This is a genomic window from Cystobacter fuscus (assembly GCF_044360685.1).
Lineage (GTDB): Bacteria > Myxococcota > Myxococcia > Myxococcales > Myxococcaceae > Cystobacter > Cystobacter fuscus_C.
In genome coordinates, this window is record NZ_CP043491.1 from 2090731 (window position 1) to 2111264 (window position 20534).

At 70.1% G+C, this 20534-nt stretch carries 12 protein-coding genes; 3 read left to right on the plus strand and 9 right to left on the minus strand.

Going from position 1 to position 20534, the window contains the following annotated elements:
- Nucleotides 1-2 precede the first annotated feature (2 nt).
- Complete coding sequence (locus F0U63_RS08720; protein WP_395845423.1) at nt 3-5483, minus strand: beta-ketoacyl synthase N-terminal-like domain-containing protein; 5481 nt, start codon at nt 5481-5483, stop codon at nt 3-5.
- A gap of 351 nt (nt 5484-5834) precedes the next feature.
- On the opposite strand from F0U63_RS08720, the gene F0U63_RS08725 reads away from it, so the two are divergent.
- Complete coding sequence (locus F0U63_RS08725) at nt 5835-6302, plus strand: type II secretion system protein GspG (protein WP_395845424.1); 468 nt, start codon at nt 5835-5837, stop codon at nt 6300-6302.
- A gap of 124 nt (nt 6303-6426) precedes the next feature.
- Nucleotides 6427-6828: a DUF5335 family protein gene (locus F0U63_RS08730; RefSeq protein WP_395845425.1), complete on the plus strand. Its 402-nt coding sequence runs from the start codon at nt 6427-6429 to the stop codon at nt 6826-6828.
- A 58-nt stretch (nt 6829-6886) separates the two neighbouring features.
- On the opposite strand, the gene F0U63_RS08735 is transcribed toward F0U63_RS08730, so the two are convergent.
- The 3 genes from F0U63_RS08735 to F0U63_RS08745 form a co-directional block, all read right to left on the minus strand.
- A complete protein-coding gene (locus F0U63_RS08735; RefSeq protein ID WP_395845426.1) occupies nt 6887-8296 on the minus strand; it encodes an ABC transporter substrate-binding protein in 1410 nt (469 codons plus the stop codon).
- The gene (locus tag F0U63_RS08740) at nt 8296-9105 is read right to left on the minus strand and encodes a tol-pal system YbgF family protein (RefSeq protein WP_395845427.1); all 810 of its coding nucleotides are present in this window, start codon (nt 9103-9105) and stop codon (nt 8296-8298) included. The genes F0U63_RS08735 and F0U63_RS08740 overlap by 1 nt, the downstream gene beginning before the upstream one ends.
- A gap of 104 nt (nt 9106-9209) precedes the next feature.
- Nucleotides 9210-11003 (minus strand): phosphoenolpyruvate carboxykinase (GTP), encoded by a 1794-nt coding sequence (locus tag F0U63_RS08745; protein WP_395845428.1) that lies wholly within the window; start codon nt 11001-11003, stop codon nt 9210-9212.
- Nucleotides 11004-11201: 198 nt separating this feature from the next.
- On the opposite strand from F0U63_RS08745, the gene F0U63_RS08750 reads away from it, so the two are divergent.
- Entirely contained in the window at nt 11202-13079 is a 1878-nt protein-coding gene (locus F0U63_RS08750) for an SLC13 family permease (protein WP_395845429.1), read from the plus strand.
- On the opposite strand, the gene F0U63_RS08755 is transcribed toward F0U63_RS08750, so the two are convergent.
- The 5 genes from F0U63_RS08755 to F0U63_RS08775 form a co-directional block, all read right to left on the minus strand.
- A complete protein-coding gene (locus F0U63_RS08755; RefSeq protein ID WP_395845430.1) occupies nt 13066-15075 on the minus strand; it encodes a membrane dipeptidase in 2010 nt (669 codons plus the stop codon). The genes F0U63_RS08750 and F0U63_RS08755 overlap by 14 nt on opposite strands.
- Nucleotides 15076-15217: 142 nt before the next feature.
- Entirely contained in the window at nt 15218-17434 is a 2217-nt protein-coding gene (locus F0U63_RS08760; protein ID WP_395845431.1) for a xanthine dehydrogenase family protein molybdopterin-binding subunit, read from the minus strand.
- Entirely contained in the window at nt 17431-18417 is a 987-nt protein-coding gene (locus F0U63_RS08765) for an FAD binding domain-containing protein (protein ID WP_395845432.1), read from the minus strand. The genes F0U63_RS08760 and F0U63_RS08765 overlap by 4 nt, the downstream gene beginning before the upstream one ends.
- Nucleotides 18418-18433: 16 nt before the next feature.
- Nucleotides 18434-19114 (minus strand): (2Fe-2S)-binding protein, encoded by a 681-nt coding sequence (locus F0U63_RS08770; protein WP_395845433.1) that lies wholly within the window; start codon nt 19112-19114, stop codon nt 18434-18436.
- 59 nt (nt 19115-19173) lie between these two features.
- A complete protein-coding gene (locus F0U63_RS08775) occupies nt 19174-20439 on the minus strand; it encodes an MFS transporter (RefSeq protein WP_395845434.1) in 1266 nt (421 codons plus the stop codon).
- Between the last annotated feature and the right edge of the window lie 95 nt (nt 20440-20534).

Sequence of the window (20534 nt, forward strand, 5' to 3'; positions counted from 1 at the left end):
GACTAGCGGTCCTTCGCGAAATGTTGGAGGAGGTCACCGAAGGTACGCACCTGGCCCATGTCGGGCGCGGCGGCGCCCACCTTCAAGGACAGCGCCTCGCCCAGCCGGTGCAGCTCGTCCTGCTTGGCGCCCACCTGCCGCAGGTCCAGGGCGAAGAGCGCGTCGCGCACCGAGCGCGAACCGCCCCCACCACCCGCGCGCTTCGAGGACTCCTCGGTGACGGGCACGGCGGCCTTGGCGAGCGCCGCCGCGGCCGCGGCCGTGGCCGACGCGGCCGGAGCGGGAGCCGCCGCGGTTGGCGGGCTCGCGTGCTGCGCGCGCTCGACGATGTGCTCGATGACCTTGCGCAGGGTGTTGAAGTCACGCAGGGCGCGGTTGGGGTCGCGCGAGACGCCGAAGGCCTCGCGGGTGCGCGCGAAGATGTCCACCTGCTTGACGGTGTCGATGCCGAGGTCGGCCTCCAGGTCGAGGTCCATCTCCAGCATGTCCTCGGGGTAGCCCGTCTTGGCCACCACGGTGCGGATGAGCACCTCGCGCACCTGCTCGAAGAGGTTCAGCGAGGCGGCCAGGGCGGTGGGCACCGACGGGACGCTGCTGGCGACGAGGGGCGCGGGCGCGGCGGGGGCCGGAGCGGGAGCCGGAGCGGCGGCCCTGGCGGGGGCCGGAGCCGCGGCGGCGGGAGCGGGGGCGGCGGCCTTGGCGGGGGCCGGAGCCGCGGCGGCGCCACCCTGCGAGGAGAGGACGCGCTCGACGATGTGCTCGATGACCTTGCGCAGGGTGTTGAAGTCACGCAGGGCGCGGTTGGGGTCGCGCGAGACGCCGAAGGCCTCGCGGGTGCGCGCGAAGATGTCCACCTGCTTGACGGTGTCGATGCCGAGGTCGGCCTCCAGATCGAGGTCCATCTCCAGCATGTCCTCGGGGTAGCCCGTCTTGGCCACCACGGTGTCCATCAGCACGCGCCGGACCTCTTCCTCCAGCGCGATGGACTTCTGCACCGTCGTGACGGGCTGGGCGGCGGGGGCAGCCGCGGCCACCGGGGCCGGGGCGGGAGCCTCCCGGGGAGCGGGGGCCGCGAGGCCGGCCGCGCTCTGGCCCGTGCGCAGCTGCTCCACCAGGGCGATGATCGCATCGAGCGTGACCAGGTTCTCGGGCCGGGCCACCGAGGCGTCCACGCCGAACTCACGGCCCAGGGCGATGGCGATCTTGAGCGCGGTGGCGGGCTCGAGCACCCCGTCCAGGGGCAGTCCGAGCAGCACCTGCTCCACGGTTTCGCCGTTCACGGCGTCCGCCGAGAGCTGCCCGACGCCATTGACGTACGAATATCCGACGACTCGCTTGAACTGTTCCATGTCACCTACCTTGGGGTGAATCGATGCGATGGCACCATGGGACTGACCCTTGAGGATCTCCCGGGTGAACTGGGTGAGAGACCACTTGGGTCCGGCTTCGATGAAGATCCGAGCGCCCAGGCGGTGTGCTTCCGCGAGGGCCTGACGCAACCGGACAGGCTCGACGAACTGGCTCGTCAGGAAGGCCGGATAGTCGCGCGCGGGCCGGCCGCCATACTCCGCCGCGTCGATGGTGGACACCAGGCGCACCGTGGGCGCGCGGAAGACGAACCCCTCCAGCACCCGCTGGTAGGCGGGACGCGCGCCCGCGATGAGCATCGAGTGGTAGCCGTGGGACACCGCGAGCACGGTGCATTCGATGCCACGCGCGGCGCAGCGTTCCACCAGGGCGGGCAGGGCCTCGCGATCCGCGGACACGATGCAGGCGCGCGGCCCGTTGTCCGCGGCGAGGGTGGCGTAGCCGGGCAGGCCCGCGATGAGCTCGGGCACCTGCTCGGAGGCGCAGGTGAGCGCCGCCATCTGGCCCGGGTCCACCGTGGGCATTTCCAGCACGGCCACCGTGCGCGAGTGGATGGCGCGCAGGCCCTCTTCCAGGGTGAGGGTGCCCGCGGCCACCAGCGCCGCCAGCTCCCCCGCGCTCTGGCCGACGAGCACGTCCGCGCGGATGCCATGGGCGCGCAGCAGCCGGTAGAGCGCCACGTTGACGAGGAAGACGGCCGCGTGGATGTCCTCGTCGTTCTGCCGGTAGCCCTTGGCGTCCTCGGTGTAGAAGCTCGAGGTGAGCGTGCGTCCGGTGAGGTGCAGGTAGACGCGGTCCGCCTCGTCCAGGGTGCTCTGCACCACCGGGTAGGCGCGCGCGAGCGGGCGCAGCATGTTGGCGTACTGGCCGCCCTGGCCCGGGAAGGTGATGGCCACCGGCGCGCCGCGCAGGGGAGCGTCCGGCCCGGCCGCGAAGATGCCGGACTGGCCGAGGAACTCCATGTCCCCGCCCGTCTCCACCGCCTTGCGCAGGAAGTCGCGCTTCTTGCGCAGCTCCTCGCGGGTGCGCGCCGTGACGGCCACGCGGTAGGGCCCCTCGGGCACGCGGCGCGTGTCCTCCAGGGGGCCCGTCGCCTCGCACAGCCGGTCCAACTGCGTCAGGCACGCGCGCGCGTCCGCTCCCGCCACGGCGATGAGCCGGGGCTCCGCGTCGGCGGGCTCCGTCTCCTTCTTCACCGGCTCGCCTTCCTTCTTCACCGCCGCTTCCTCCTTCTTCATGGGCGCGGCTTCCTTCACCGGCCCGGCCTCCTTCTTGGCCGTCTCCTTCTTCCCCGGCTCCGGCTCCTTGCCGGCGGTCCGCAGTGAAGGGGCCTTATACTCCTCGAGGATGGCGTGGAAGTTGGAACCGCCCACGCCGAACGAACTCACCCCGGCGCGGCGGGGGCCCCCGCCCATGGGCACGGGCCACTCGCGCTGCTCGGTCACCACTTCCAGGCCCTGGGGAATCTTCGGGTTGCGCGGCTCGCTCTTGAGCGAGCGGGGCAGCAGGTGCTCCTGCATGGCGCGCGTGACCTTGATCATCCCCGCCACGCCCGCCGCGGCGTTGAGGTGGCCGATGTTGCTCTTCACCGAGCCGATGAGCAGGGGCCGGGTGCGGCCCTCGCCATAGGCGTTGTGGGTGGACTTGGTCTCCACCACGTCGCCCAGCGCGGTGCCGGTGCCGTGGCACTCCACGTAGTCCACGCTGGTGGGCGGCACGTTCGCGGCGGCGAGCGCGCGGCGCATGGCGAGCGTCTCGCCCATCTCGCTCGGGGGCAGCACCGAGCGGCCCTTGCCGTCGCTGGAGCCGGCGATGGCGCGGATGACGGAGTGGATGCGGTCGCCATCGCGCTCGGCGTCCGACAGCCGCTTGAGCACGAGCACTCCCGCGCCCTCGCCGGGCACGAAGCCGTCCGCGTTGGCGGAGAAGGGCGAGCTGCCCCGGGAGGACAGGGCGTTGAAGCGGCAGCCGGCGATGAAGAACTCGGGGGACATGTCCGCCCACACGCCGCCGGTGAGCACCACGTCCGCCTGGCGGTGGTTGAGCAGCTTCGCGGCGGCATGGAGCGCCGCGAGCGAGCTGGCGCACGCCGAGTCCATCACCATATGCGGGCCGTGGAAGTCATACAGCGAGGAGATGCGCCCGGCGTTGAGGCTGCCCAGGTAGCCGGTGAGGCTGTCCTCGCTGATGGGGGGCAGGCCCGCCTTGTAGCGCTCCTCGGCGCCCTTGAGGATGACGTTGCGCATCCACTCGGGCATGCCGGACTTCTCCAGCGTCTCGCGCAGCTCGCGGGCGAACTCCGCCCAGCGCACGCGCGTGTCCGCGAGGAACTTGATGCCCTGGTAGGGCAGGAAGCCGAGCGCGAGCGCCACCCGCTCCCGGTTCCACTTGTCCGCGGCGTAGCCCGCGTCCTTGAGGGCCTGCTCGGCGCTCAGCAGCGTCACCACGTGCGACGGGTCCAACGAGGCCCAGGCCGCGGGGGGAATGCGCATCTCCAGCGTGGGAGAGGGCAGGTTCTCCAGCCAGCAGCCCAGCTTCGTGTAGGTGCGATCCTTGCGATCCGGGTGCGAGTAGCGCTCGGCCTTCCAGCGCTCGGGGGGCACCTCGCGCGTGGCGTCGTACCCCTCGAGCAGCCGCTTCCACAGGGCCTCGACGCTGGGGGCTCCCGGGAACATGCCGCCCATGCCGATGATGGCCAGCGGCTCGGCCTGGTGGCGGCGCGGCTGGGGCGTGCGGCCATGGCCCGGCCGGTAGGCCTCCAGCACCGCGTGGTAGTTGTTGCCGCCGAAGCTGAAGGAGCTCACGGAGGCGAGCGGCGTGGTGCCCGGACGGAACGGCTGCGCCTTGCGCGGCACGAAGAAGGGCGTGCGCTCCAGCTCCAGCTTCGGGTTGACGCGCTCCACGCCCGGCTGCGGCGGAATCTGGCCGTGGTGCAGCGACAGCACCGCCTTGAGCAGACCGGCGGCGCCCGCGCCCGCGCGCAGGTGGCCGATGTTGGCCTTCACCGAGCCGAGCGCGATGGAGCCCGGGGCGCCGGTGTAGATGCTCGCGAGCGCCTGGACCTCGCTGGCATCCCCCACCTGGGTGCCCGTGGCGTGGCACTCCACGTACTGCACGCTCGTGGGGTCCACCCCCGCGTCCTCGATGGCGCGGCGCATGGCGAGCGCCTGGCCCTCGCGCCGGGGCGCCACCAGCGACTTGCCCCGCCCGTCCGAGGAGCCGCCGATGCCCCGCAGCACCGCGTAGATGGTCTCCCCATCCCGCTCCGCGTCCTCCAGCCGCTTGAGGGCGAAGAGCGACACGCCCTCGCCCAGCAGCGTGCCGTCCGAGTCATCCGAGAAGGGCCGGACGTGGCCCTTGTAGGACAGCCCTCCCAGCTTGGAGAAGGCGATGAACTCCAGCGGCGTGAGCATCTCGCTGACGCCGCCGGCCACCGCCAGGTCGAACTCGCCGTCGCGCAGGCCGCGCACCGCCAGGTCCAGCGCCGCGAGCGCCGAGGAGTAGCCCGCGTCCACCGAGTAGTGCAGCCCCTTGAGGTCGAACTGCATGTTGATGCGCCCCACGGCCACGCTCGCCGAGGAGCCCACCACGTTGTCGTCGCTGCACTCCTTGAGGCGCGCGCGCAGCCGCTGGGCGGTGATCTCCAGCACCTCCTGCTGCCGGGTGAGGGGCAGCGCGCGGAACTCGTCCGTGGTGCGCACCGCGTCCAGCATGTCCTCCAGCCGGATGTGCATGCCGCTGTCGCGCTGCCATCCCAGGCTGGTGGCCCCGAGCAGGATGCCGGTGGTCTCCCGCGGCAGCACGCGCACCTCGGAGAGCGCCTGGGTGCCGGCCTCGAGAATCATCCACTGCAGGGGGTGCACGTTCTGCGCGTCCGCTGGCGGCACCTTGTACTTGCGCCAATCGAAGACGAAGTCGTTGATGAAGCCACCCACGTCCGCGTGGGCCCGGTCCGGCATCGTGCGATCCGGGCTGAAGTAGAGTGAGTGATCCCACGCGCGGGCGGGCACCTTCGCGAGTGAAATCCTTCCGGTGGAGATGCTGGTCCAGAAATCGGAAACGCGGTGCGCGTTCGGCAGGACGCAACCCAATCCCACCACGGCGATGGCATCCATTCAGGCTCTTTCTTTAGACCGGGTCGAACCCAGCGGGGGCTTCAGGCGAGAACTTCAACGGGGATTGAATTGTAGCACGGCCATCGGATCCCATGCGGAGTGCTGGGGGTATGGGCGGCTTCCACTCGCATGAGTGCATGCCTTCGTGGATGGCTACTCGAGGAGCAGCCAGAAGACTTGGCGCTCGGAGCGACAAAGTGTCCCGCCATCCTGTCGGGACAGGCTGTCCCGGGAGCGCGTCCTCGTCCGGGACAGCCTGGCTTGCCCGCTGACTCTGGCCGCCCCGCGTCCGCTCCGCGCTCCTCGGCGCCACGAGCGCCGCCCCGTCCGGCGCACGGGTTGCACAGGTGGATGTCTGGCTCCACGCGGGGCCAGACAAGGAGCTACAAGGTGCAACAACTCAAGACGGGGGCGCGGCGCCGCCGGGCACGCGGCATGACGCTCATCGAGATCATGGTCGTCATCACCATCCTGGGCCTCATCATGGCCGCGGTGGGAGTGGCCGTGATTCCCCGGTTGAATGAGGCCAGGCAGCGCCGGGCGCGGATGGACTTCCACGCGCTGCGCAACGCTCTCACTGTGTACTACGCCAAGAAAGGCCGTTTCCCAGACACGGCCACGGGGCTGCGCGGGCTGGTGGACAACCGCATCCTGGAAGCGCTGCCCAAGGACCCCTGGGGCAACGAGTACGTCTATGTGAATGAAGGGGGCAAGCCGCGCATCACCTCCTATGGGGGGGATGGGACGTCGGGCGGAGAGGACATCGACGCGGACCTGTGTTCGTGTGATCCGGACCCGGACGCCGGGACGGGCTCCTGACGAGCCACGAGGGGGATGAACGCCTGCCCGCCCCACGGCCTGGGGAATCGCCAGAACGCGCCATTCATGAAGGGGTGGATGGCCGGGGCGCTCGCGGACCTACCTTCGGGGGAGGAGGCAGACCATGGGCTATGTGGCGGAGATTCCCAGGCGGAACTGGTTCGCCTACTTCGAGTTGCTGAGCGAGCGGGCGTCGAGTCATCCCCTCCGGCTGGAGGTGGAGGACGGGCAGGGGTCGCCGTGGCGGATGGAGCAGGCGCTGCCGCTGGTGGGCATCGACGTGGAGTCGCGGGAGCCAGGCACCCTGGAGGTGACGGTGGGCACGCTGCGGCGGGAGTTCACCCACCACGTCAGTGAGCCGGAGCACGTGCACCTGCTCATGGATGACGAGGGCAACCTCCAGTGCATCCGCATCGAGGACCGGGATGGGGTGAGGAGCCTGCTCTACTTCGAGGGCGGGGAGCCGGTAGCGGCCTGGTTCCACGCGGAGGCTCCGGGCGCGGACGGGGCGGCGTCCTGGGCGTAGCGTGCCGCTCCCCCCGCGCCGCGTCCCTCGGGGGAGCGCTCGCGCGGGGGAGGGGGCGTCACGGCGTGGTCTTGGGCGCCGGGATGGTCTCGATGGTCGCGAAGTTGTTGCCGACCACCTGCCACAACTCCACGGGGGCGGGGGCCTCGCCGGTGTCGTTGTTGAAGTCCAGGGCGCCGCTGGCTCCATCCACGTTGACGCTCCGGCCCGCGGCGAGCTCCGCGGCGAGACTCGTGAAGCTGCTGCTGGTGAGCTGGATGGGGTTGTTCGTCGCGGACGAGACCTTCGTCAGGCCCTCGGCCAGCTTCGGGCCCGTCACGGCGCCGCTGGTGCCCTGGGAGTAGGCGGCGCCCAGGGCCAGCAGGTACATGGCGTCATAGGCATTGGAGGTATAGGCGTAGGCGCTCGGGTCCTTGTTGAAGCGGTCCTTGAAGCTGCTCTGGAAGGCGCGGAAGGCCTGCCCCGTGCCCTGGGCCGGCGCCGTGCCATAGAAGCCCTGCGCCTGGGCGGACGCCGTGCCATTGGCCAGCACGGCCACGTCCTTCACGCTGTCGGAGAACAGCCACTTGTGCACGCTGCGCTGGAGGTTGGGCCGGGTGGCGGCCTCGGTGAGGATGTTCGTGACGTCGCTGGCGAAACCCACCAGCACGGTGAGGTCCGGATCGAACTGGTTGAGCGTGTCCAGCGCGGCCTTGACGTCTCCCTGGCGCGTATACGAGTCCCCCTCGTTGTCCACCTTCGGGGCCATGTCGAGGCGCTCGGAGACGATGTTGAAGAGCCCCTGCCCGTAGGGATCATTCACGTAGAAGATGCCCACGCGCTTGGGGGCGCCGAAGCGGGCGTCGGTGCGCAGCAGGTTGGCGATGACGCTGCCCTGGATGGCGTCCGAGGCCGAGGTGCGCCACACGAACCCCACCTGCCCGCCATTCTTGTCCGGCAGATCCGTCACCTCGGGCGAGGTGGCGCTGTAGCTCATGGTGACCACGTTCGCGGCGATGGCCACCGACTGGGCCACCGTGAGCGTCTGGCTGCTGCCGGCGGTGATCATCGCCGGCACCTTCTTCTCCTTCACCAGCCACTCGGCCTGCCGCTGGGCGCGCCCCACGTCGTTGCCCGTGTCGCAGAAGTACAGGGCGAACTGCTTGCCGCCAATGCTTCGCTGGTTGATCTGCTCCACCGCCAGCACCGCGGCGTTGAGCGCCTGCTCATCCGACTCGTCGATGGGCGCGTCCACGGCCGGGCCGGAGTGCACGGGGAACAGGCCCCCGATGGGAATGGCATCCCGGCTCTGGGAGCCGTACACGGTGCCGCAGCCCACGGGCAGTGGCAGGCACAGCTTCTCGGGGGTGCAGACCCGGTCGCTGCCACAGTCCGCGCTCGTCTCGCACTCGTCGAGCCCCGCCGCCGAGATGAAGCTGCACCCGCTGGCCAGCACCGACAACACTCCCGTCATCCACAGTGCGCGCATCAGAAGCTCACCTCCACACCCGCGCCCGAGCCCCGGGGCGCGGAGATCAACCGGGCCTGTCCCGCCACGGGCGCGGGCTGCCGGGGATAGAGCAGCACGGCCGCCACGGCGCTGACGATGCCCACGCCATAGCCGATGTCCGCCAGCAGCGCGTTGCTCCGGGTGGCGGTGCGCGCGGCGACCTTGGTGTCCAGGTCCTGGGCGTTGTTGAAGTTCGCGCGGGCGTTCGCCGCCTGCACCCCGAAGACGACGCCCATGCCGACGCCCGCCACCGCCAGGCCTCCCAGGGCGAAGGAGGTGATCTGCGTGCGCTTGCGCTCCGCGAGCGCGTCCCGGTGCGCCTCCTCGAGCCGCAGCTGGTTGGCCGCTTCGGCCTGCCGGGCCGCCTCGCGCTCCGCCTCCATGCGCCGCTGGGCCGCCTCGGCCTCCTCCTGCATGCGCTTGCGCTCGGCTTCGGCCGCCGCCGCCGCCGCCTCCTCTTTCTGCTGCTGTAGACGCAAGCGCTCCACCGCCGAGCGCGCGCGCTTGCGCAGCTGCGCGTCCTCGCCGTCCGTCATGTACTGCTCGTAATAGCTGATGGCCTCGCGTGCCCGGCCCGCCTGGTCGTACGCGCGGGCGATGTTGTAGACGAGCCGCGAGTCGGGGGCCTGCTCGTTCGCCTTCTCGAGCGCCTCGGCGGCCTCCACGTACTTCTTCTGGTCATACAGCCGCTCCGCCTGTTTCACGAGCTCCTTGGCGGAGGGGCCCTTGGCGTGTGCCGCGAAGGGGGTGAGCAGCAGGGCCGTCCACAGAAGCAGGACCAATCTCATGAAGGCCGAGTCTACTCCAAAACATCCGGGCCGCTCCCTCCTGGATGTGGAAGGGCGGCCCCGCGCCCCGTCGAGCGGGGCTCACCTGCCGTGTGTCAGGTCTGTCAACTCTCGAGCCGCGAGATGAGCAGCTTGCGCTGCAACGTCAGCGCCTCGGGGGCCTTGAGTCCCAGGGACTCGAAGAAGACCTCCTGGTTCTTGAGCTCCACCTTCCACTCGTCCGGCTTGATGGAGGTGACCTCGGCGAGCGACTCCCGGGGCAGGTCCAGCCCCTTGGTGTTGAGGCCCTGATCCGAGCGCGGCACCCAGCCGAGCAGGGTCTCCTCGGTGGGCACGCGGCCGTGGACGCGGTTCACGATCCACTCGAGCACGCGCATGTTCTCGCCGAAGCCCGGCCAGATGAACTTGCCGTTCTTGTCCTGGCGGAACCAGTTGACCTGGAAGATCTTCGGCGGGTGGGCGATGGCCTTCTGCATGTTGAGCCAGTGCTGGAGGTAGTCACCCATGTGGTAGCCGCAGAAGGGCAGCATGGCCATGGGGTCGCGGCGCACCACGCCCACCTTGCCGGTGGCGGCGGCGGTGGTCTCGCTGCCCATGGTGGCGCCCAGGAAGACGCCATGGGTCCAGTTGAAGGCCTGGAGCACGAGCGGGACGGTGTTGGAGCGACGGCCGCCGAAGATGATGGCGGAGATGGGCACGCCCATGGGGTCGTTCGCCTTGGAGCTGAGCACGGGGTTGTTCGTCATGGGCGCGGTGAAGCGGCTGTTGGGGTGCGCCGCCTTCTCCGTGCTGCCCTTCTTCCAGGGCCGGCCCTGCCAGTCGGTGAGCTCCTCGGGCACCTCGCCGTCCATGCCTTCCCACCACACGTCCCCATCGGCCGTCAGGGCCACGTTGGTGAAGAGGGTGTCGCGCGCCACGCTGGTCATGGCGTTGGGGTTGCTCTTCATGTTGGTGCCGGGGGCCACGCCGAAGTAGCCGGCCTCGGGGTTGATGGCCCACAGGCGCCCGTCCGGGCCCACGCGCATCCACGCGATGTCATCGCCCACGGTCTCGATCTTCCAGCCCGCGTACTCCTTGGGCGGAATCATCATGGCGAAGTTCGTCTTGCCGCACGCGGAGGGGAAGGCCGCCGCCACGTACGTCGTCTCGCCCTGGGGGCTGGTGACGCCGAGGATGAGCATGTGCTCGGCGAGCCAGCCCTCGTGCTGGCCCAGATAGCTGCCGATGCGCAGCGCCATGCACTTCTTGCCCAACAGCGCGTTGCCGCCATAGCCGCTGCCAATGCTCCAGATGGTGTTGTCCTGGGGGAAGTGGCAGATGAAGCGGCGCTCGGGGTCCAGGTCCCCGGTGCTGTGCAGGCCGCGGTTGAACTCGCCCGCGTCGCCCAGCATCTCCAGCGCCGCGCGGCCCATGCGCGTCATGATGCGCATGTTGAGCACCACGTAGATGCTGTCGGTCAGCTCCACGCCCACCTTGGCGAACGGGCTGCCCAGCGGGCCCATCACGTAGGGCACCACGTACATCGTGCGGCCCTTCATGCTCCCGGTGAACAGGTGGGAGAGCTTCGTGTATGCCGACTCGGGCTCCATCCAGTTGTTGGTGGGCCCGGCGTCTTCCTTGTTCGTGGTGCAGATGAAGGTGAGGTGCTCCACGCGCGCCACGTCGTTGGGGTTGGAGCGGTGCAGGTAGCACCCCGGGCGCTTCTGCGGATTGAGCGGGATGAGGATGCCCTGCTTCACCGCCTGCTCCGTCAGCCGCTTCTTCTCTTCCTCGGACCCATCACACCAGACGATCTGATCCGGCTGGGTCATCTGCGCCATCTTCGCCACCCAGGCCAGGAGCTCCGGGTTCTTCGTGGGAGCACTGCCCTGGGTCCCTGGGGTTTGGAGCGAGGCCATGTGGACATCTCCTTGTAAAAGGTCCGGCTACATTTCTGGCTCCTGCTTGTAAAAGCAACGACGCCCGCTTCCTCGCCTCCCTCGGGGACTGCCTTGTTCATTCAATTTTACTAATTGAATCGTGTCTATTCAGAAGCCGACGTTCAGTACCGGAAGATTTCCTTCCACGTCCGGCAAGCTCCAGTCTGCGCACCCTCCATGACCATCGCCATCGTCCTGGGCGCCGTGCTGCTGGCGCTCGTGTTGTTCTCCCTGGAGGCGATTCCCATCGAGGTGACGTCGCTGTCCATCGTGTGCCTGCTGGCGCTCACGGGGGTGCTGACGCCCGAGCAGGCCTTCGCGGGCTTCAGCAACGACACCGTCGTCTTCATCTTCACCCTGCTGGCGATGACGCAGGGGCTGGCGAGCACGGGGGTGGTGCTGCTGGTGGGGCAGCGGCTGTCCTTCTTCGCGCGCTTTGGCCACCAGACGTTCGTGCTGGCGATGATGGGGGCGGTGGCGGTGTTCTCCTCCTTCGTGTCCAACACGGTGACGACGGCGGCCTTCCTGCCGGTGGCCATCGGGGCGGCGCATCGCGCCAAGGTGCCCAAGAGCAAGGTGCTCTTGCCCATGGCGTATGCCTCCATGCTGGGGGGCATGGTGCTGCTCTACGGCACCTCCACCAACCTGGTGGTGTCCGCGGCGCTGCCCCGCCTGGGGCTCGCGCCGCTCGGGGTGACGGAGCTGACGCCCGTGGGCCTGCCGCTGGCGGTGATCGGCATGCTGCTCGTGGTGTTCCTGGGGCCGCTGCTCCTGCCGGCGCGCGAGGGCGACGGCTCCATGACGGACTGGACCCTGCGCGACTACCTCACCGAGGTGGTGTTGCCCCCGGACTCCCCCTATGTGGGCCAGACCCTGGCGGACATCACCACGGGGCTCGGGCTGCGCGTCATCGGGGTGTGCCGCGGGGGGCAGCCCCTGCCGGCGATCCCGACGTTCCGGCTGCAGGGCGACGAGCGGCTCATCATCGAGGGCAAGCGAGAGGACATCCTCCGGGTGAAGGACCTGAAGGGCATCGAGCTGAGGCCGGACGTGAAGCTGTCGGACTCGGAGCTGCGCCCCCAGGACACCATCCTGGTGGAGGCGACGGTGACCCCGGACAGTCCACTCGTGGGCCGCAGCTTCAAGGAGACGCACTTCCTCGAGCGCTATGGCCTGGTGGCGCTGGCGCTGCACCGCAGGCCCGTCGTCCAGCGGCTCACCAAGTTGCAGCTGCTGGGCCGGCGCGTGGGCGGGCGCTCGTTGTCCACCCTGGAGCTGTCGGCGGGGGACGTGCTGATGCTGTGGGGAGCGCGTGAGCGGGTGCAGGACCTCACCGAGGGCGCCCAGTTGCTCGTGCTGGGGGGCGTGGAGTACCAGCCGCCCCGCCATGCCAAGGCCCTGCTGGCCGTGTCGCTGTTCCTCGGGGCGCTGCTGCTGGGCTCGCTCGAGGTGGTGCCATTGGCGGTGGCGGGACTCGCCGGGATGTTGGGGATGATCGCCACCGGGTGCGTGGACGCGGGCCGGGCCTTCCGGGTGGACTGGCGGGTGGTGCTGCTCATCGGCTGCATGATGGCGCTCGGCGTGGCCATGGAGACGAGCGGCGCGGGGCGCTTCCTCGGCGAACACGCGGCGCGGCTCGGGGCCTATGGGGGCCCGCGTCTGGTGATGCTCTTGATGATGGTGCTCACCATCGTGCTGTCGGCCCCCATGAGCAACCAGGCCGCGGCCCTGGTGGTGCTGCCGGTGGCCATCAGCGCCGCGGCGAAGCTGGGGGTGGATCCCCGGCCCTTCGCCATGGGGGTGACGCTCGCGGCGAGCTGCTCCTTCATCACCCCGCTCGAGCCGAGCTGCGTGCTCGTGTACGGGCCCGGCCACTACCGCTTCACGGACTTCTTCCGGCTCGGCACGCCCCTGACGGCCGTGCTGCTCGCCCTGCTCGTGGTGCTGGTGCCCATGCGCTGGCCCTTCCAGGGCAAGGGGAGCACCCCGGCGGCCGCCGTGCGCGCGCCGGGGGCCACCCTCGCGGCGGAGGGTCCCGGGCTCAACCGCAGGTGAGCCAGCGGCAGGTGCCCGACAGGCACTCCCGGCCTTCCGCGCACAGGGCGCCCTTGGCCTTCTTGTTCTGGCACACGCCGGTGTTGAGGCCCCAGCCGCAGTACTGCGTCGTGCCGCAGTCGTTGTCGCCGTCGCAGATGCAGGTGCCGGTGATGGCGCCGCACTCCATGGAGGTGCACTTCGCGCTCACGCACTCCTCGTTGAAGCGGCACGTCTCGCCGAGCACCTTGGAGGCGGGCGCGTACGCCTTGCCGCACACCTGGGGGTACTGCGCCTCGCGGGTGGCCTTGTCCACGTAGGGGGCCACGCCGCTGGTGTCGATGTCCGCCGCGGCGTCCGCCATGCCCGCGCGGGTGGACTGGGCGCGCTCCCACATGCGCAGGAAGCTCTCCGTGGAGCCCTCGAGGCCCGTGGTGTTGGCGCCCAGCTGCTTGAGGTCGCGCAGCAGGTCCGGCAGGAGTCCCACGTGGGCCAGGCCGTACTGGTCGAAGTCGGTGCCCAGGCGCGGGGGCCCGGACAGGCGCTGCTGGGCGGCCTGCGCATCCGCCTCCGCCTTGAAGCCCGCCGAGCACGCGCCATACGAGCCAAAGCGCGGCCGGGTCTGCTGGATGAAGCCGTTGAGGTCCGCGCCGAACGCCATGGGCACCTTGAGTCCCTGGCGGCCGAACTCGTACGCCTGGGCGAAGGAGCGCGTGGAGCCCTGGCAGTTGTTGGCGATGGAAGTGCGCGTGTACGCGCGCGTCTCGTCATGCGCCGTGCGCAGGCCGAACATGCCGCCGCTCTGCCGCAGGGCGCGCACCACGTTGGCGGGGGTCGTCTTCTCCGTGGCGGCCAGCTCCGGGTTCATCACCTCGCGGAAGTGCCCGTGGGAGACATAGACGGGGTAGTACGTGTTGGCCTGGGTGAGGGCGAGCGTGTCCTGCACGCTGCGCTCGGACATGTGGGCGATGTCGATGAGCATCCCCTTGGCCATCATCTCGCGCACCAGCGCCTTGCCCTCCTCCGTCAGGCCCTTGGTGTTGCGGCAGTTGGCGTCCACGTCGAAGCCCAGCGTGAAGCCGTTGCCGGTGGCGCCGCAGTCGGTGTCGATGTGGCAGTTCTCCAGGAACTGCGCGACCTGGAAGATGGCGTTGTGCAGCGCCGGGCCGCCGAAGCGGTTGTCCAGCTGGTGCACGGGCTGGAGCGAGCGCACGCCCAGGTCATGGAAGCGGTTGAGCTCCGAGCGCCAGTCCTTGGTGCCGAACAGCTTGCTCACCTCGATGGAGAGCACCATCGCCAGCTTGCCCGAGGCGATGATCTGCCGGGCATGCGCGGGCGACAGGGCGATCTCCGCCCAGTCCGTGCGCGCGTCGAAGTCCTTGGCCATTTGAATCTGCACCTCGACGTCCGCCATCTCGTCGCAGGGGCGGTTGAGGTTGGCGTAGGGCAGGGCGCTGCACAGGAAGCCATTGCTCACCAGCGACACCGTCACCAGCGACAGGCCCCCCGTGTGCGCCTGCTTCAGCCACCCTTCCCACGCCTGCTGGTGGGCGATGGTGTCCCAGCGCGGCCACTGCGTGTTCACGTTCTTGCGCCCGAGGTGCAGGCCGGTGTCCCCTTCCGTGCCCTCGATCTTCCCGATGAACTCGGACGCCGCCGCCCCGCCCACGCCGAACAGCGACGACAAGAGGGGCACGCCGCTCAGGTCCACGCTGCCCGAGTTGGGGCACAGGTTGAGCATGTTGCTCAGGTCCATGCGCACCCGCGCATGGTCGCTCTCGGGCTCCCCCCCATCACAGCTCGCGAGCGTGCCGGTGTAGCTGCCATGGAACCAGCCACCGCCGAACGCCTCCTCGGCGAACATGTGGTGGTGCAGCTCGGCGAAGCCAGGTGCCGCCAGGGGTTGCTGGGCCGGGGCGGCCACGGGCTCGGGCGGCTCTTCCGGCGACTCCATCACCGGGTTGCAGGCCTGCAATAACAGCAGTGACGACAACAGGGTCAGTGGGTGTCTGGACATGACGCGGCGTCTCCGGCAGCGAGGGGGGAGCCGCATCTCATGCCCTTTTTCCCGGCAAATCAAGGAAGGACGGTTATTTCCGCCAGCACTGGAAGCGCCGGGAGAGGGGGGCGGAACGCGGGAGGCGTTCCGCCCGGCCCTCTTACAGCAGCTTGTCCAGGGTGATGGGCAGCTCGCGGATGCGCTTGCCGGTGGCGTGGAAGACGGCGTTGGCCACGGCGGCGGCGACGCCGGTGGTGGCGATTTCACCAATGCCCTTGATGCCCAGGGGATTGACGAACTTGTCCTCCTCCTCGATGAACTGCACGTCGATCTTCGGCACGTCGGCCTGAACGGGGACGTGGTAGTCGGCCAGGTCCGCCGTCATCACCCGCCCGTTGCGGGGGTCGCGCAGGGTCTCCTCGGTGAGCGCCATGCCCAGGCCGAAGATGATGCCGCCGCTGATCTGGCTGCTGGCCGTCTTGGCGTTGAGGATGCGGCCGGCGGCCATGGTGGAGACGATGCGGCTGACGCGCACGGTCCCCAGCGCCTCGTCCACGCGCACCTCGACGAAGTGGGCACCGAAGGCGTGGCCGCTGTACTTCTTCTCCTCCTCCTTGGGCGCCGACTCGCCCTTGCCCTCCACGTGGGGCAACTGCTGGCGCGTGAGGAGCTGCGCGTACGTCTCGCCCTTGGACTTGTCCTTGCGCGAGAAGAGCCGTCCGTCCTCGGTGAGGACGTCCTTCTCCGCGAGCCCGTACAGGGGCGAGGCCTTGTCCGCCACGGCGAGCTTCACGAGCTGCTCACGCGCCGAGGCGGCCGCGCCCTGGATGGCGGGCGAGGCGGTGGCGGTGCTCATGGAGCCGCCCGCGAGGGGGCCGAGCGGCAGCTGGCTGTCGCCCATCTCCATGCGCACCTTCTGGTGGGACATGCCGAGCGCGTCGGCGGCCACCTGGGTGAACACGGTGTAGGCACCGGTGCCCAGGTCCGCGCCGCCGCACTGCACCACCGCGGTGCCATCCGGCAGCACGCGCGCCACGGCGGCGGCCTGGCCGCGCATGGCGGGGAAGGTGGCGGTGGCCATGCCCCAGCCGATGAGCTTGTCGCCCTCGCGCAGGGAGCGCGGCGCGAGCGGCCGCTTCTTCCAGCCGAAGCGCTCGGCGCCCACGCGGTAGCACTCCAGCAGGGACTTGCTGGACCAGGGACGGCCGTGCTCCGGATCCTTGTCCGCGTGGTTGAGGCGGCGCAGCTCCAGCGGATCCATCTTGAGCTGGTGCGCCAGCTCGTCCATGGCGCTCTCCAGCGCGAAGGTGCCGGGGGCCTCGCCCGGGGCGCGCATGAAGGTGGGCGTGGACGTGCTCAGCCGCACCACCTGCTGGGCGGTGGTGACGTTGGGGCACGCGTAGAGCATGTTGCTCACGGCGGTGAACGTCTCGGCGAAGGAGTCCTGCTCGGACAGCTCCGAGATGCCCGTGTGCCGCAGGGCGGTGAGCTGGCCCTTGGGGCTGGCCGCCAGCTCCAGCTTCTGCACCGTCGTGGGCCGGTAGCCCACCATCATGGACATCTGCTGGCGCGTGAGCACCACCTTCACCGGACGGCCCACCTCCTTCGCCGCGAGGACGCTCATCACGACGTGCCCCCAGGGCAGCCCCTTGCATCCGAAGCCTCCGCCCAGGAAGGGCGACAGCACGCGGATGTTCTCCTGGGGCATGGCCAGCAGCAGGGCGAGGAACTGCCGCGAGAAGTGCACACCCTGGGTGGTGTCGTACAGGGTGAGGTGCTCGGGGTCGTTCCACACGACGACGGTGGCGTGGGGCTCCATCGGGTGGTGCGTCTCGGCGGGGGTGACGTAGGTGGCCTCCACGCGCACGGGGCCGGCCTTGAGCCCGGCCTCCACGTCGCCGCGCGTGTGCCCGGGCGGGGGACCGCCGAAGATGCCCGGGGCGGGCTGGGCGTTGGCCCGTGCCTTCTCGATGTCGAGGATGGCGGGCTTGTCCACGTAGGTGGTGCGCACGAGCGAGGCGGCGTGCACGGCGCGCTCGAACGTGTCGGCCACCACCAGCCCGATGGGCTGGCCGTTGTAGAACACCTCGCTGTCCTGCATGACGGGGAGCTTGGGCAACATGGGGATGGCGCTGTACTGCGCCAGCCCCGCGGGCTTGGGCATGTTGCGGGGGGTGAGCACCTTGAGCACGCCCGGGGCCTTCTCCGCCTCGTCCGTATGCATGCGCAGCACGCTGCCGCGCGGCACCGTGCTCTGCACGATGGCGGCGTAGACCATGCCTTCCGGGTGGTTCTCCGCGGAGTAGGTGGCCTTGCCGGTGACCTTGAGCCGGCCGTCCACCCGGTCCACGGGGTTGCCAATCAGCTTGCCGTTCATGAGCGACCTCCCAACACCGTCAGGGCACGCACGACGAGCCGCCGCGCCAGTTCGACCTTGAAACCGTTGTGCTCGCGCGGCTGGGCGCCCTCGAGCGCCGCCGCCGCCGCCGCCTGGAACACCTCGGGCGAAGGGGCCTGGCCCACGAGCTTCGCCTCGGCGGCGGGCACGCGCCAGGGCTTGGTGCCCACGCCACCGAGCGCGAGCCGGGCCTGCTCGATGCGGCCGTTCTTCACCTCCAGCGCCGCGGCCACCGAGGCCAGGGCGAAGGCGTACGAAGCGCGGTCACGCACCTTGATGTAGAGCGACTGCTTCGCGGCGGGCAGCGCGGGCACGTCCACCGAGAGGATCAGCTCCCCGTGCTCGAGCTGCGTCTCGCGCTGGGGCGTGGTGCCGGGCAGGAGGTGGAAGTCGGTGAAGGGGATGGAGCGCTCGCCCTTCTCGCCCTTCACGCGCACGGTGGCGCCCAGGGCCGCGAGCGCCACGGCCATGTCCGAGGGGTGGGTGGCGATGCACGCCTCGCTGACACCCAGCACCGCATGGCCGCGGTTGATGCCCTCGAGCGCCGAGCAGCCCGTGCCGGGCTCGCGCTTGTTGCAGCGGGTGGAGGTGTCGCGGAAGTAGGAACAGCGGGTGCGCTGCATGACGTTGCCGCCCACCGTGGCCATGTTGCGCAGCTGCGCCGAGGCGCCCGCGAGCAGGGCCTGGGACAGCAGGGGGTAGCGCTCCTTGACGAGCGGATGGAAGGCCACGTCGCTGTTGCGCGCGAGCGCGCCCAGCCGCAGGCCCCCATCGGGCAGCTCCTCCACCTGGGCGAGCGGCAGCTTGCGCACGTCCACGAGGACGGCGGGCTTCTCCACGCCCAGCTTCATCAAGTCCAGCAGGTTGGTTCCGCCCGCCAGGAAGGTGGCCTCGGGGGTGCGAAGCACCCGCTCCGCGCCGGAGTTCAGCTCCTGCGCTTGCTCATATTGAAAGGGATTCATGCGCGAGACCTGGAGGCTACTGTTTGGTGTTCTGCCGCACCTGCTGGATGGCGGCGATGATGTTGGGGTAGGCGCTGCAGCGGCAGATGTTGCCGCTCATCGCCTCGCGCACGTCGTCGTCGGCGGGCCCGCAGGGCTCGGACATGAGGCCCACGGCGCTCATGATCTGTCCCGGCGTGCAGTAGCCGCACTGCAGCGCGTCACAGGTGATGAAGGACTCCTGCATCGGGTGCAGCTTGTCACCCTGGGCGAGGCCCTCGATGGTGCGCACCTCGGCGCCCTGGTTCATGACGGCGAGTGACAGACAGCTCAGCTCGCGCCGGCCGTTCACCAGCACCGTGCACGCGCCGCACTGGCCGTGGTCACAGCCCTTCTTGGTGCCGGTCATGTCCAGGCGCTCACGCAGCGCGTCCAGCAGGCTGGTGCGCGTGTCCACCTTCACCGTCCGGGGCTGGCCGTTGAGGGTGAACGACACGTCCACGTCACCGGTGGCCGGGGGCGAGGACGGGGTACCGGGAGGCGTGGGGGTGTCGGGGGTGGTGGGGGTATGGCTGCAACCGTCCAACAACAGGGCTCCGCCGACGGTTACGGTAGCGGTGGCGATGAACTCCCGGCGGGTGGCGCCCTCCGCGCTTTCGGAGGTGGGGGTCTCCGGACGTGTGGAAGCGTCCGGAGAGGTGTTCTTCGGGTCCGTCATTGCTGCTCCATTCGGAAGACAACGGCCCGCACGCTAACGCGAAGAACGCGCGCGCGCCCCTACTTCTCTTGGCTCACGGGCCGCGTCATCACTTCGCGTGAAGCGGGAGCGGAGGCGCGGTCAGTCAGGACGGAAAGGATCTCGTGGAGCACCGTCAGCAGCACCACGCATCCGAGGATCTGCCACCCGATGACCCAGAGGCCGAAGCGCGCCCCGAGCAGGCCCGCGAGGCTCGGCAGGACGGCGATCCCCAGCGTCGCGGCGCTTACCTGGAAGCCCACCGCGTGAGCGGCCGCGTCCTGGCCCACCCTTCGGGGGGTCTCGGACATGAGGGCTGGAAAAATGGAGGAGATCGAGAATCCCAGCAGGCCCAACCCGAGTGCGGGAGGCAGTGAGGGCAGGGCGAAGAGGAGCGCGCCCACGACGGCCAGCGCGGTGCTCAGCCGCAGCAGCCGCACGGTGCCGACGCGCTCGATGACGAAGCCGAGCGAGATGCGTCCGGCGAGCAGACATCCCCAGAAGACGCTGACCCAGGTGCCCGCCTCCGCCGTGCCCAGGCCACGCTCCTCGGTGAGGAGCGTGTAGCTCCACTGGCCCGCGGTGACCTCGATGCCGGTGTAGAAGAAGAAGATGAGGATCTGCAACCCCACCGGGGCGCGGCGCAGGGCCTCGAGGGCACCCACCGTGGGCGTCACGTCGCCCGCCCCGCCCGGCTCGTTGGAGGTGGAGGCGGAGCCCCCGGGGGCCCCGTCCCATTGCCGGCGCATCAGCACGAAGCACAGCGCGAGGGTGCCCAGCAGCGCGGCGATGACGGCATAGCCCGCGCGCCACCCCGCGTCGCGCGCGAGCAGCGCCGTGGTGAGCACGGGACCCAGGGCCGCTCCGGTGCTGTAGGCCGCGTGCAGCCAGTTCATGTGGCGCGCGCCGAAGTGCTGGGCGGCGTAGGTGTTGAGCCCGGCGTCGATGGCGCCCGAGCCGAAGCCGATGACACACGAGGCCATCAGGAACAGGGGGAAGTAGGGAAGGGTGGCGTAGCCGGTGATGCCGAGCGTGACGAGCACGGTGCTGGCCACCAGCAGCAGGCCGACCCCGAGCGCGCGCATGAGCCGGCCCACGAGCAGGCCCGAGACGAAGTAGGACGCCGCCCCCGTGGCGAGGATGATGCCCATGCCCGCCTGGGGCAGCTCGAAGGTGTGGCGGATGGAGGGCCAGGAGACGCCGAGCACGGCGTCGGGCAGTCCGAGGCTCACGAAGGCCAGGTACGCGAGCGCGAGGAGGAGCGGGCGGGGAGGAGCGGGCGGGTAGGACGTGGTCGGGGCACTCATGGGCGGCGCCATCTATACGCGCCCGGGAATCGCCGTCCCAGACCCGTTCACCGGTGGGGCGCGGGACCCGGGGGAATGATGAACCGGGTGACACT

What these genes read in the sequence shown, in the direction of transcription:
- F0U63_RS08745 (WP_395845428.1), bottom strand. Translation starts at nt 11,003, where the DNA reads ATGGCCTCGCTCCAAACCCCAGGGACCCAGGGCAGTGCTCCCACGAAG.
- F0U63_RS08755 (WP_395845430.1), bottom strand. Translation starts at nt 15,075, where the DNA reads ATGTCCAGACACCCACTGACCCTGTTGTCGTCACTGCTGTTATTGCAG.
- F0U63_RS08765 (WP_395845432.1), bottom strand. Translation starts at nt 18,417, where the DNA reads ATGAATCCCTTTCAATATGAGCAAGCGCAGGAGCTGAACTCCGGCGCG.
- F0U63_RS08750 (WP_395845429.1), top strand. Translation starts at nt 11,202, where the DNA reads ATGACCATCGCCATCGTCCTGGGCGCCGTGCTGCTGGCGCTCGTGTTG.
- F0U63_RS08770 (WP_395845433.1), bottom strand. Translation starts at nt 19,114, where the DNA reads ATGACGGACCCGAAGAACACCTCTCCGGACGCTTCCACACGTCCGGAG.
- F0U63_RS08775 (WP_395845434.1), bottom strand. Translation starts at nt 20,439, where the DNA reads ATGAGTGCCCCGACCACGTCCTACCCGCCCGCTCCTCCCCGCCCGCTC.
- F0U63_RS08760 (WP_395845431.1), bottom strand. Translation starts at nt 17,434, where the DNA reads ATGAACGGCAAGCTGATTGGCAACCCCGTGGACCGGGTGGACGGCCGG.
- F0U63_RS08725 (WP_395845424.1), top strand. Translation starts at nt 5,835, where the DNA reads ATGTCTGGCTCCACGCGGGGCCAGACAAGGAGCTACAAGGTGCAACAA.
- F0U63_RS08740 (WP_395845427.1), bottom strand. Translation starts at nt 9,105, where the DNA reads ATGAGATTGGTCCTGCTTCTGTGGACGGCCCTGCTGCTCACCCCCTTC.
- F0U63_RS08730 (WP_395845425.1), top strand. Translation starts at nt 6,427, where the DNA reads ATGGGCTATGTGGCGGAGATTCCCAGGCGGAACTGGTTCGCCTACTTC.
- F0U63_RS08735 (WP_395845426.1), bottom strand. Translation starts at nt 8,296, where the DNA reads ATGCGCGCACTGTGGATGACGGGAGTGTTGTCGGTGCTGGCCAGCGGG.
- F0U63_RS08720 (WP_395845423.1), bottom strand. Translation starts at nt 5,483, where the DNA reads ATGGATGCCATCGCCGTGGTGGGATTGGGTTGCGTCCTGCCGAACGCG.